Below are 11406 nucleotides of genomic sequence, written 5' to 3' on the forward strand. Positions count from 1 at the left end.
ATAGTTTTTATACTTTTGGCCATTATTTATAATTGGTCTAAATAAATCAGATGAAAAAATTATACAACCTGTCCCTGATTCTCCTGCTCATACTAGCCGTAACAAATTGTGCTTCAGCTCAGCAAAGCCGTGGTACTATTAAAGGAAAGGTATCCACCTCAGACAATAAGCCTGCTGATAATGTAACTGTTGCCCTGCAGGGGACTAAATATGGTACAATTACTAATGAAAATGGTGAATTCAGTTTTAAAGCGCCGGCTGGTAACTATATGCTGCACGTATCAGCAATTGGTTTAATGACCGAAGAAAAGCCGGTTGTAATAACAGCAGGAGCTACAGTAACTGTAGATTTCATGTTAAAAGAAAGTGCTCACGATTTAAAAGAGGTTTCTATTTCTGATACCCGTCGTAAGTATAAAGTTGATGCGCCATCACAAAGTTTGCGCTTAAACGAGCCTTTGCTTGAGGTGCCGCAAAATATTCAGGTAATTACCAGCGACCAGGTTAAAGAACAACAAGTTTTTAATATGTTGGAAGGGGTGTCACGTAACGTAAGTGGTGTGGTATTACAAGAGCACTGGGGTAATTACGCCCTTATGTATGGTCGTGGTGATAGAATTGCCGCTTTCCGTAATGGCTTTAATATTGAAGCCACTTGGGGGCCATTAACAGAAGATATGTCTTTTGTTGACCGTATTGAATTTGTGAAAGGCCCTGCGGGCTTTATGCTGGCCAATGGTAATCCCTCAGGCTTTTACAACGTTGTTACCAAAAAGCCAACCGGCTTAACCCACCAGGCATTTAGTTTTAGTGCCGGTAGCTTTGATAACTATCGGGCTACTGCCGACTTTGACGGCGTGATTACTAAAAATGGTAAACTGCAATACCGCCTTAATGTAATGGGACAAAAGGCCGACTCATGGCGCCCTAATGAATTTACCAACCGCTTTTTAGTTGCTCCAGTATTGCGCTACAAGTTTGATGATAAAAACATGATTACTGCTGAGTACACTTATCAGTATCAACATATGAGCGCTTTTGGCGCGGGTTATTTATTTTCAACAAAAGGCTATAAAGATTTGCCGGTAGATTTTACCAATGTGCCATCTAACGGACCTGCATCAGACATTTATGATCATAGTGCATTTTTGAACTATGAGCATAAATTCAACGACAAGTGGAAATTCACTGCTCAGGGTGCTATATTTAATTATAAGCAAAACGGCTATAGCTATTGGATTAACAGTATCCAAACCAATGGCGATGTTATCCGTAGTTTAGGTTTATGGGATGCCAGCAACCGTGGTAAATATGCCCAAGCCTTTTTAAACGGCGAGGTTAAAACCGGCGCAGTTAAACACAGAATTTTGGGAGGCGTTGATGTTGGTGATAAATATTATATCGCTGATTATTTCCAATCAGGAGCTTTAGATCCAGAAAATGCACCATTCAATATTTATAATCCAAATAACGGTCCGGTTACCTTGCCAACTTTTGACCGTTCATTACCGCTTGGTCAGCGTGGCCTTGGTGCGGTTAGTATGCAGCACTATCAATCGGCCTATGTACAGGATGAGTTAGGGTTTTTTGACCAAAAGTTACGCCTTACTTTAGCCGGACGCTATACGCATGTTTGGATGTCAAATGCAGATGTTAGTCAAGCTATCAGCGACAATAAATTTTCGCCGCGTATAGGTTTAAGCTATTCTATTAATGATAGAACATCGGTATATGGCGTATATGATCAATCGTTTTTACCACAAAGTGGTATTCTGGCCAATGGCGGTGGCAACCCAAATCCTATTACCGGTAATAACATAGAAGGTGGTATTAAAAGAGATTGGTTTGGTGGAAAGTGGAGTACTACAGCATCAATCTATCAAATCACTAAAAACAACCAGCTTATCGCAAACCCTGAAGATCCAACTGGTAGAACAGTACTTCAATTAGGTCAAACTAAAACGCATGGTGTTGAATTTGACGCCCGCGGCGAAATTGTTCCGGGATTAAGCTTAATGGCCAATTATGCTTATACTAATTCTGAAATTTCAAAAGATTTAACGGCATCTCGTGTAGGTGCTCCAGTACCTGGCTTTGCTAAACACGTAACCAATACCTGGTTAACTTATCGTTTACAAAGCGGTGAATTAAAAGGTTTGGGCTTTTCGGCTGGCTACCTGTGGCAATTGCACCGTTACCCATGGAGCTTAAGCACTCGTGGTACTGATGTACCAAACTATTTCCGCCTGGATGCCGGTACTTCTTACCAGTTTAAAAGGTTCAACGTTGCTGTTAATGTAAATAACGTACTCAATGCGTTCTTGATTTCAGGTGGTCATCAGGATTACCTGAATGGAGCAGGTGCTACAGTTTACAATTGGCAAGCCGAAGCGCCTCGTAATATCAGAGCATCTATTGGTTACAGATTTTAATTTATGACCAAAACTAAAAAAGCAATATTGTTTATACATCGCTGGCTCGGATTGGTATCCGGGCTAGTGGTGTTTATAGTGGCTATCACCGGCTGTTTGTTCTGCTTCCAGAAAGAGATATCCGAAGCAGTGTACCATAAGCAAATGTTTGTAACACCACCTAAGCAGGGCGTTACTTTGCCGCTTACGCGATTGAATGATATTGCACAGAAAACGCTTAAGGGTAAAGCCAGTTTTATCACTACTTATAATGCTCCTGACCGAGCTTGGGAGTTTATGTGTTACCAGGCGGGTAATCAAGATGCTTTTTGGTTTTTTAATACGATAGATACTTACAAATCTGCCTTTATCAACCCTTATACCGGTCAGGTAACTATGGTGCACGATTATGAAACCGACTTTTTTGTAATCGTAAAATACCTTCACTGGAGTTTACTGCTTAATACCAAATATGGGCAGCCCATAGTAGGCTACAGTACGTTAATTTTTGTGATATTGCTGATTTCAGGACTGGTGCTGTGGTGGCCTAAAAATTTAAAAAAATCCAACTTTAACAAAAGCTTTAAAGTTAAATGGAAAGCTGGTTTTAAACGCGTTAATTATGATTTGCACAATGTACCGGGCTTTTATGCCATGCTTGTTGCGCTGATATTAGGATTAACCGGTATGATGATGGCTTTGAAGTGGTTTCAAACAACGGTGTATGTAGTGGCCTCCCGTTCTATTACGCCGCCTAAGCCACATCTATTTGCTTCAGATACCACGTCAAAGGCTTTGCCTTACCCTATGGATATAGCCTTTAACATAGCCAAGCAAAAATTAGCCGATGCAGAGCGTATTGGTTTGTCGCCTGCCGCTGGCAACAAAGGGGTTATTTACGCTACTGGTTATCGTGGTGAAGAGATTTTTTACGATTTTGATGTATTGCAGTTTAATCAATATACCGGCAAACTACTCGATCGCGAAAACTATCAGGATAAAAATGCAGGCGAAAAACTCATCCGCATGACCTATGATCTGCATGTTGGTGCCATTTGGGGATTGCCGGGTAAGATACTGGCCTTTTTAGCCAGTTTAATTGCTACAAGCTTACCGGTAACCGGGTTAATTATCTGGCTTGGTAAGGGCAAAAAATCTAAAAGTAAGCAGGTGAAAGATGTAGCGCACCATAAGTCGCAGCAACGGGTAAGGGTTTTAGCTGCGGCCAAATAGGGTATGTTGTCATTTCGAGTGCTAACGAGAAATCTTTTAAAAGCGACTAGTTAATTTATCGCTTCTAAAAGATCTCACTATCGTTCGAGATGGCATTTTTATTTTATATCATAAAAACCTTCCCAAGATAGTCTCTGGATGCCCTAAATTTCATAATCCAACTGCACATCATCACTTACTGCATACCCTGTGCAGGTAAGCACCCAGCCCTGTTTCATTTCATCATCTGTTAACACTTCATTTTTTACAATGGTTACCTTGCCGCTTTTGCATTTTACGGCGCAGGCAGCGCATACACCGTTGGCGCAGCTATAAGGCAGGTGTAGCTGGTTTTGCAGGGCGGCTTGTAAAATAGTTTGGTTCTCGCCCGTCATCAAATCATGCCACTCGCCTTGATAGTGGATACGCATTTTGTGGGGTGGAAAATTGGTGACCGACGTACTTACCGGTACCGTTTCCAGCACAAACGTTTCGCGATGAATGTGCTCGGGTGGTATACCCATATACAATAGTGTTAGCCGCACCATGCGCATGTAGCTGAAAGGGCCGCATAGGTAGAATTCAGCATCATCTATATCCTTTTTTACATACTGCTTTACCAGCTTTTCTACCATAATATTATTCAGTCGCTGTACTTCACTACTCAGCAAATGAATAATTTTAAGTTGTTGGGGATGCTGTGTTTGCAATTCATCCAACTGCTTTTTGTAAATAATGGATTGCGGATTGATATTGCTGTAAAAAAGCGTAATTCGGCAATCGGTACTATGTTTAAGTAAATATTTGAGATGTGCATAAACCGGCGGTATGCCACCACCTGCGGCAAAATATAACAGTTCTTTGTTACCAGCGTCATTAGGCACGGTAAAACGGCCGGCCGGTTCTACAACATCCCATACGTCGCCTGGCTTAGCATATGCAAGCAGGTAACGGGATATTTCGCCATTAGCTACCCGCTTTACGGTAATAGACAGCAAATCTTCATCGGGTGAGGAACTTAACGAGTACGACCGCCGGATTTCTTCGCCATGATGATTAACCACCAACGTAATAAACTGGCCTGCTTTATAAGGTATCCGCTCGCCCGATACCGGCCTTAGGTAAAAGGTAGCAGTATCGGGCGTTTCGGTTTTTATAGATTCAACACATATTTGCAGCATAGTGTTGTATTATACAGTTAGTACCAGCTTGCCAAACTGTGCTGAGTTTCCCATTTTATCAACGGCTTTTTGAGCGTCGGCCAAAGGCATTACTTCGTCAATTACAGGTACAATCTGGTGCTCTTTTACAAAATCAAGCATAGCCTTAAACTCATCGGCAGTACCCATCATGCTGCCTAATAATTGCAGTTGCTTGTAAAAAATTGGACGAGCATCCAGTTCAGGGATGTTGCCTGCAGTAGCGCCAAAAAATACAATGCGTGCGCCGGGGTTACATAAGCCCGGTATCTTAGCAAAATCTTTACCTAGGGCGCTGTCAATCACTACGTCAAAACCGCCTGCCATGTGCTTCAGTTCATCGGCCCAATCCTGCGCTTTGTAGCTTACACCGGCGGCAGCACCCATTTGGCGGGCACGCTCAATTTTTTCGCCGCTACCCGAAGTGACAAACACCTGTAAACCTGCGGCTACGGCCCATTGTAACACAAATGTTCCGGTGCCGGAACCTGCGCCCACAATCAATACTTTGTCGCCAGCCTTAGCACGGCCTTTGGTAAACAGCGCGCGGAAGGCGGTTAATCCCGCTAAAGGCAATGCTGCGGCTTGCTCAAATGTTAAATGAGCAGGTTTATCGTGTATATATTCAGCTCGCGTTTTTACGTATTCGGCCAGTGTACCATCTTCAGGGAGTCCTAAAATCTTAAAGTCTTCGCTTTGTACATCCGGGTTATCACCCCAGTAATGTGATGGGTTGATGATCACTTCTTTGCCGATAAGCGATTGATCTACGCCTTCGCCAACCTCAGATACTATACCGGCACCATCTGAGCCTAAAATAGTTGGGTATTTAATACCGGCATACTTGCCGATAGATATCCAGTAATCACGACGGTTAAGGGCGGCTGCTTTTATTTGAACCAATACTTCGCCTGCGGCTAAAGTTGGTTTTTCTACGTCTTTATAAGTAAGCGGCTCATCGGCGCTTACAAGTACTATTGCTTTCATGTATATATATTAATGTAAGATTAGCGGTTGCTGCCGCCACTAAATTTGCTGAAAAAGTAAATGATTGCTGCTACAATAATAATTACTGCCACAATGCCTGCATACATCCCGGCTTTAAAAACGCCTTTTATAGCATCGCAGCTACTTAACAGCACCACCAGTGCCATTAAAGCGGGTAACAAAGCTTTTTTCATAACTTGTTATTGAATTGTTCAAAAACAACAAAGCCGCTGCAAATTAGTTGCAGCGGCTTTGCCGGAAATTTATTATTTACAGCTTCCTTCCGAAAGCTATAAAATTATTTGGCTTTGTTGTACAACTCTGCTACGTGGTTCCAGTTAATTACATTCCAGATAGCTGATAAGTAATCCGGACGACGGTTTTGGTATTTCAGGTAGTAAGCATGCTCCCAAACGTCGATACCTAAAATTGGCGTACCTTTTACCGTAATTTCAGGTAGGTCCATTAAAGGGTTATCTTGATTAGGCGTTGAAGTTACAGCCAGTTTTTTATCAGCAGTAACAACTAACCAGGCCCAGCCCGAACCAAAGCGGGTAGCACCAGCTTCGTTCATTTTAGTTTTTAATTCGTCAAAAGAACCGAAAGTACTTTTGATAGCATCGGCTAATTCGCCGGTTGGCTGACCACCACCATTTGGTGATAACAGTGTCCAGAACAAAGTGTGATTGTAATGACCACCGCCATTGTTACGTACCGCAGCCGGGTATTTAGAAATATGTTTAACGATTTCCTCGATGCTGCTGGTTGCCTCTGGTTTGCCTTCCAAAGCTTTATTCAGGTTGGTTACGTAAGCCTGGTGGTGTTTACCATGGTGAATTTCCATAGTTGCTTTGTCAATATGTGGTTCCAGTGCGTCGGTAGCGTAAGGTAACGCCGGTAATTCAAATGCCATATGGTTATTTTTTAAAGGTTAAAAAATGATGTATTGCTGCAAATATAAAGGCGTGGCTATCATATTTGTTCAGTTTAATGTTAAATTTTTTGACGCTTGTTCCTGAAAAACTCACGCACCAGCTCGGCACATTCGTTTTCGCGGATGCCGCCGGTAATCAGCGTTTTAGGGTGCGTAACCTTTTGATTCAGGCGGCCAAAGCCCAATTTAGTATCATAAGCGCCAAATACAATTTTACCAATCTGAAACCAGTAAGATGCACCTGCACACATTACGCAAGGTTCCATAGTTACATATAGCGTGCAGTCTTTTAAATACTTGCCACCTAAATAATTAGCTGCTGCAGTAAGCGCCTGCATTTCGGCATGGGCCGATACATCGTTCAATCGTTCGGTAAGGTTATGGCCACGGCCTATAATTTTACCTTGGCAGGTTACAATGGCGCCAATAGGTATCTCATCCTCGGCATAGGCCATTCGGGCCTCACGTAACGCCTCGTTCATAAAGAACTCATCGGGCGATACAGTATTCTCATTATCAAAGCTTATATAGCGCATTAAATTAATTTACTTCCGTTAGGTACCGGCCTTTCAACAGCAGCCAGTACAATATCTCCATTCTCGTCGGCCAATCCGGTAACCAAAAACTGCGACATAAAGTTTGCAATCTGTTTTTCCGGAAAGTTAACTACCCCTAAAATCTGGCGGCCAATCAGTTCTTCTTTGGTATAGTGCTTAGTAATTTGCGCACTAGACCATTTTGTACCTAGCGGACCAAAATCCACTTTCAATTGATAAGCGGGTTTGCGGGCTTTAGGAAAGTCCTGCACCTCCAAAATGGTGCCTACCCTTAATTCTACTTTTTCGAAATCGTGCCAGGTGATGGTTTCCATTGCGGCAAAGATAAGTGGGGGCAGGTGCGTAAAGCAAATAGATATGTGATATTGTTCATAAACAAACAAACCACCTTACCTCCCTGTTACCTCCATTACATAAAAATTCAGGATATTATGAAATGGATTGGCGGACGCGAAAGCGGTAACGTTGAAGAAGGTAGCGGCGGCGGCGGTGGCCGCATGGCCTTAGGCGGTGGTATTATAGGTATTATTGGCTTTGTAATTTACATGTTTACCGGTGTAAACCCTACGGAGCTGCTTAACAATGGCAGCAGTGACCAAGGGCAAACGCAACAGGTAAACCGCAAATACACACCTAAAACCGAGCAGGAAAAATTTGCTGCTGTGGTATTTGGTTATACTGAAGATGTATGGGGGCAGATATTTCAGGATATGGGCAGCCGTTATGAGCAACCCACTCTGCACTTTTTTACCGGCGAAGTAGGTACCGAAGGTTGCGGTTTTGCGGCGTCTTCAACAGGTCCATTTTATTGCCCGGGCGATTCAAAAGTATATATTGATTTGGGTTTTTTTGAACAGTTGCAAAATGAGTTTGGTGCCTCGGGCGATTTTGCACGGGCTTATGTAATAGCGCATGAGGTGGGGCATCATGTGCAAAATTTATTAGGAACATCCCAAAAAATGGAACAGGCGAGGCGGCAGTTGAGTGAAACCGAATACAACAAGCTGTCTGTAAAGCTGGAACTGCAGGCCGATTTTTATGCCGGTGTTTGGGCGCATTATATTCAGCAAAAAGGATTGCTTGACCCGGGAGATATTGATGAGGCACTAAATGCCGCTAGTGCGGTAGGCGACGACCGCCTGACGCAAGGCCGCGTTTCGCCCGACTCATTTACCCACGGTACCAGCGAGCAACGCATGTACTGGTTTAAAAAAGGCTATCAAACCGGCGATATTAAGCAGGGCAACACCTTTGCCTCGGGCGCTGTTGAATAGAGAAATAGATTACTGTAACACCGACTTAAACCGCCGAATACTTTGCTTACATTAGCAAAGTTTAAAGCACTTTTTTGCGCGTATCTAAACCGGGTATGAAATTATTGAAACCTTCATTCTATATTCTATTTTTAACTATTCTGATAGCTTCCTGTAAAGCCAAAAAAGCCGTGGTAACTACGGTAGATAACAAGAAGGTATATAAGTCGCAAATTGACAGTTTTCTGGATATTGCCAAACAAATGCAGCCTACCCTACTGGTAGATAGCGCAGGCACACCTATCCCTGCCGATTTTATAGGTACGGTAAACTTTAATCTGCGCAAACCAAATTACGTTATTATACACCATACTGCCCAAGATTCGCTGGCCCAAACCGTCAAAACCTTTTCGCTTACCCGTACGCAGGTAAGCGCTCATTATGTAGTGGGCAGAGATGGCAAGGTAGTACATATGTTAAACGATTACCTGCGCTCGTGGCATGCAGGCGTAAGCAAATGGGGTAACGTAACGGATATGAACAGCTGTTCTATAGGTATCGAAATTGATAACAATGGGTTACAGCCTTTTACCGACCCGCAGATTAAAAGTTTACTGTTGTTATTAGCCTATCTCAAAAAGACGTACAATATTCCGACAGCTAACTTTATAGGCCACTCAGATATTGCTCCCGGCCGTAAAACTGACCCCAGTAAATACTTTCCGTGGAAAACGCTGGCGGAACGTGGATTTGGGTTTTGGAGCGATGATGTGCTGGAACTGGCCCCCGAAGATTTTGATTATGTGACTGCCCTGCGTTTAATAGGTTATGATACCAAAAATGTAAATGCAGCGGTGCAAGCCTTTAAATTGCATTTTGTACAAATGGATACCACTCCGCAGCTTACCCAACTTGATTTAAATGTTTTGTTTAATGTTTATAAAAAATATTAAGTTGAATTAATATAATGGTTGAATTGTGTGTGTTTGTAGTTATTGATGTTGTTGCTTATAATAGAGATTTGTTAACTAATCAACACAAATACTTGATTGTTAATTCTTAATTTATTACTTTTGCAATAATGAGAGAGGGGACCGGTGTCCCCTCTTTTTATTTATTAACCATTATCTGCAGATGACGAACGTTGAAAAAAGGGTAACAGAGCTGGTTGAGGAGAAAATTGCCGAAAAGCCTAATCTGTTTCTGGTAAGTGTAAAAATGCACAGTCAGGGTAAGTTGTTAATTCTGATTGATGGCGACAATGGTTTGGATGTAGGCGATTGCGCCGAGATAAGCCGACATGTAGGTTTTCACTTGGAAGAAGAAAATGTTTTAGCAGATGCTTACACGTTAGAAGTATCTTCACCAGGAATAGATGCACCATTAACGCTGCCCCGCCAGTTTGTGAAAAACTATGGGCGGCAGGTAAGTTTAAAGCTGCAAGACGGCTCTAAGCGCGAAGGCAAGCTGTTGGCTTTAACAACCGACCATTTAAAAATTGAAGAAAAAATTAAACCGAAGGGTAAAAAAGCTGAATTGATAGAAAGCAATATCCCAACGGATGATATCGTAGAAACAAAAGTTTTAATATCGTTTAAATAAAATGAGCAGTATTAATTTAATTGAGTCTTTTCAGGAGTTTAAAGACTTTAAAAACATTGATCGCCCAACCATGATGAGCGTTCTGGAAGACGTTTTCCGGAGCATGATTCGTAAAAAATATGGTACTGATGAAAATTGCGACGTAATTGTAAACACCGACAACGGTGACTTGGAAATATGGCGCACTCGTACCGTAATGGAAGATGGTTTTTCGGAAGATGACGACCTGGAGATTGAATTGGCCGAGGCTCACAAACATGATCCGGATTTGGAAGTGGGTGAGGAGTTTATTGAGCAAATTACTTTAGAAAGCTTTGGCCGTCGTGCTATTTTAGCTGCCCGTCAAACACTGGTATCTAAAATTCTGGAGCTGGAAAAAGATGAGATCTTTAAAAAATATAAAGATCGCGTAGGTGAAGTTATTACCGGTGAAGTATACCAGGTTTGGAAAAAAGAGACTTTGGTACTGGATGACGAAGGCAACGAACTATTGCTGCCAAAAAGCGAACAAATTCCGGCCGACTACTTTAAAAAAGGCGACAGTGTAAAAGCAGTGGTGCATAAAGTAGACATGATGAACAGTAATCCGAAGATTATCATTTCACGTACGGCCCCTGAATTTTTACAGCGTTTGTTTGAGCAAGAGGTGCCTGAAATTTTTGATGGATTAATTACCATTAAAAAAATTGTGCGTGAACCGGGCGAGCGTGCTAAAGTTGCCGTTGAATCATATGATGACCGTATAGATCCGGTAGGTGCCTGTGTGGGTATGAAAGGATCACGTATTCATGGTATTGTACGTGAGTTGAAAAATGAAAATATAGATGTTATAAACTATACTAACAATATTCAGTTATATATCCAGCGTGCATTGTCGCCGGCTAAAATTACATCAATTAAGCTTGACGATGAGAAAAAAACCGCTGCTGTTTACTTACAACCAGATCAGGTATCGTTAGCTATCGGTCGTGGCGGACACAACATCAAACTGGCCGGGAAATTAACTGGTTATGAAATTGATGTATACCGTGAAGCCGACGAGCACGAAGAAGACGTAGATTTGGAAGAGTTTTCAGATGAAATTGATGGCTGGATTATTGATGAGTTTAAACGCGTTGGTTTAGATACCGCAAAATCCATATTAGCTTTAAACTTGGGTGAATTGGTTAAACGTACCGATTTGGAAGAAGAAACCATTAAGGATGTTGTATCAATTCTGCAAGCTGAATTTGAATAAGCTAAATATGCCAA

General features: G+C 42.1%; 12 protein-coding genes. 6 read left to right on the forward strand and 6 right to left on the reverse strand.

What is annotated here, in order from left to right:
* Positions 1-50: 50 nt before the first annotated feature.
* Entirely contained in the window at positions 51-2432 is a 2382-nt protein-coding gene (locus GPM24_RS06670) for a TonB-dependent receptor (RefSeq protein ID WP_158825936.1), read from the forward strand.
* 3 nt (positions 2433-2435) lie between these two features.
* On the forward strand, positions 2436-3644 hold the full coding sequence (locus tag GPM24_RS06675) for a PepSY-associated TM helix domain-containing protein (RefSeq protein WP_158825937.1): 1209 nt from the start codon (positions 2436-2438) through the stop codon (positions 3642-3644).
* A 143-nt stretch (positions 3645-3787) separates the two neighbouring features.
* Here the strand turns inward: GPM24_RS06675 and GPM24_RS06680 are convergent, their stop codons facing one another.
* The 6 genes from GPM24_RS06680 to GPM24_RS06705 form a co-directional block, all read right to left on the reverse strand.
* Positions 3788-4804, reverse strand: a complete 1017-nt coding sequence (locus tag GPM24_RS06680) for a ferredoxin--NADP reductase (RefSeq protein WP_158825938.1) — start codon at positions 4802-4804, stop codon at positions 3788-3790.
* A 9-nt stretch (positions 4805-4813) separates the two neighbouring features.
* Complete coding sequence (locus GPM24_RS06685) at positions 4814-5809, reverse strand: zinc-binding dehydrogenase (RefSeq protein ID WP_158825939.1); 996 nt, start codon at positions 5807-5809, stop codon at positions 4814-4816.
* Positions 5810-5829: 20 nt separating this feature from the next.
* Positions 5830-6003, reverse strand: a complete 174-nt coding sequence (locus tag GPM24_RS06690) for a phosphatidate cytidylyltransferase (RefSeq protein ID WP_158825940.1) — start codon at positions 6001-6003, stop codon at positions 5830-5832.
* Positions 6004-6107: 104 nt separating this feature from the next.
* Positions 6108-6722: a superoxide dismutase gene (locus GPM24_RS06695; RefSeq protein WP_158825941.1), complete on the reverse strand. Its 615-nt coding sequence runs from the start codon at positions 6720-6722 to the stop codon at positions 6108-6110.
* Between the two features lie 80 nt (positions 6723-6802).
* Positions 6803-7279 carry a nucleoside deaminase gene (locus GPM24_RS06700; RefSeq protein ID WP_158825942.1) on the reverse strand — a complete coding sequence of 159 codons (477 nt, stop codon included), beginning with the start codon at positions 7277-7279 and terminating at the stop codon, positions 6803-6805.
* Positions 7279-7614, reverse strand: a complete 336-nt coding sequence (locus GPM24_RS06705) for a tRNA-binding protein (RefSeq protein WP_158825943.1) — start codon at positions 7612-7614, stop codon at positions 7279-7281. The genes GPM24_RS06700 and GPM24_RS06705 overlap by 1 nt, the downstream gene beginning before the upstream one ends.
* Before the next feature lie 117 nt (positions 7615-7731).
* Here GPM24_RS06705 and ypfJ point away from each other — a divergent pair, with 117 nt between their 5' ends.
* From ypfJ to nusA, 4 genes are all read left to right on the forward strand, one after another.
* Entirely contained in the window at positions 7732-8574 is an 843-nt protein-coding gene (gene ypfJ / locus GPM24_RS06710; RefSeq protein WP_158825944.1) for a KPN_02809 family neutral zinc metallopeptidase, read from the forward strand.
* Positions 8575-8669: 95 nt separating this feature from the next.
* The gene (locus tag GPM24_RS06715) at positions 8670-9506 is read left to right on the forward strand and encodes an N-acetylmuramoyl-L-alanine amidase (protein WP_158825945.1); all 837 of its coding nucleotides are present in this window, start codon (positions 8670-8672) and stop codon (positions 9504-9506) included.
* Positions 9507-9687: 181 nt separating this feature from the next.
* Entirely contained in the window at positions 9688-10155 is a 468-nt protein-coding gene (gene rimP / locus GPM24_RS06720) for a ribosome maturation factor RimP (RefSeq protein WP_158825946.1), read from the forward strand.
* Between the two features lies 1 nt (position 10156).
* Complete coding sequence (gene nusA, locus GPM24_RS06725) at positions 10157-11392, forward strand: transcription termination factor NusA (RefSeq protein ID WP_158825947.1); 1236 nt, start codon at positions 10157-10159, stop codon at positions 11390-11392.
* Positions 11393-11406: the final 14 nt, after the last annotated feature.

Origin of the sequence: Mucilaginibacter lacusdianchii, assembly GCF_009770985.1 — a bacterium.
Lineage (GTDB): Bacteria > Bacteroidota > Bacteroidia > Sphingobacteriales > Sphingobacteriaceae > Mucilaginibacter > Mucilaginibacter lacusdianchii.

Bases quoted from the DNA above. Each gene is read 5' to 3' on its own strand.
- GPM24_RS06670 (WP_158825936.1), top strand. From the start codon at position 51: ATGAAAAAATTATACAACCTGTCCCTGATTCTCCTGCTCATACTAGCC.
- GPM24_RS06675 (WP_158825937.1), top strand. From the start codon at position 2,436: ATGACCAAAACTAAAAAAGCAATATTGTTTATACATCGCTGGCTCGGA.
- GPM24_RS06680 (WP_158825938.1), bottom strand. From the start codon at position 4,804: ATGCTGCAAATATGTGTTGAATCTATAAAAACCGAAACGCCCGATACT.
- GPM24_RS06685 (WP_158825939.1), bottom strand. From the start codon at position 5,809: ATGAAAGCAATAGTACTTGTAAGCGCCGATGAGCCGCTTACTTATAAA.
- GPM24_RS06690 (WP_158825940.1), bottom strand. From the start codon at position 6,003: ATGAAAAAAGCTTTGTTACCCGCTTTAATGGCACTGGTGGTGCTGTTA.
- GPM24_RS06695 (WP_158825941.1), bottom strand. From the start codon at position 6,722: ATGGCATTTGAATTACCGGCGTTACCTTACGCTACCGACGCACTGGAA.
- GPM24_RS06700 (WP_158825942.1), bottom strand. From the start codon at position 7,279: ATGCGCTATATAAGCTTTGATAATGAGAATACTGTATCGCCCGATGAG.
- GPM24_RS06705 (WP_158825943.1), bottom strand. From the start codon at position 7,614: ATGGAAACCATCACCTGGCACGATTTCGAAAAAGTAGAATTAAGGGTA.
- ypfJ (WP_158825944.1), top strand. From the start codon at position 7,732: ATGAAATGGATTGGCGGACGCGAAAGCGGTAACGTTGAAGAAGGTAGC.
- GPM24_RS06715 (WP_158825945.1), top strand. From the start codon at position 8,670: ATGAAATTATTGAAACCTTCATTCTATATTCTATTTTTAACTATTCTG.
- rimP (WP_158825946.1), top strand. From the start codon at position 9,688: ATGACGAACGTTGAAAAAAGGGTAACAGAGCTGGTTGAGGAGAAAATT.
- nusA (WP_158825947.1), top strand. From the start codon at position 10,157: ATGAGCAGTATTAATTTAATTGAGTCTTTTCAGGAGTTTAAAGACTTT.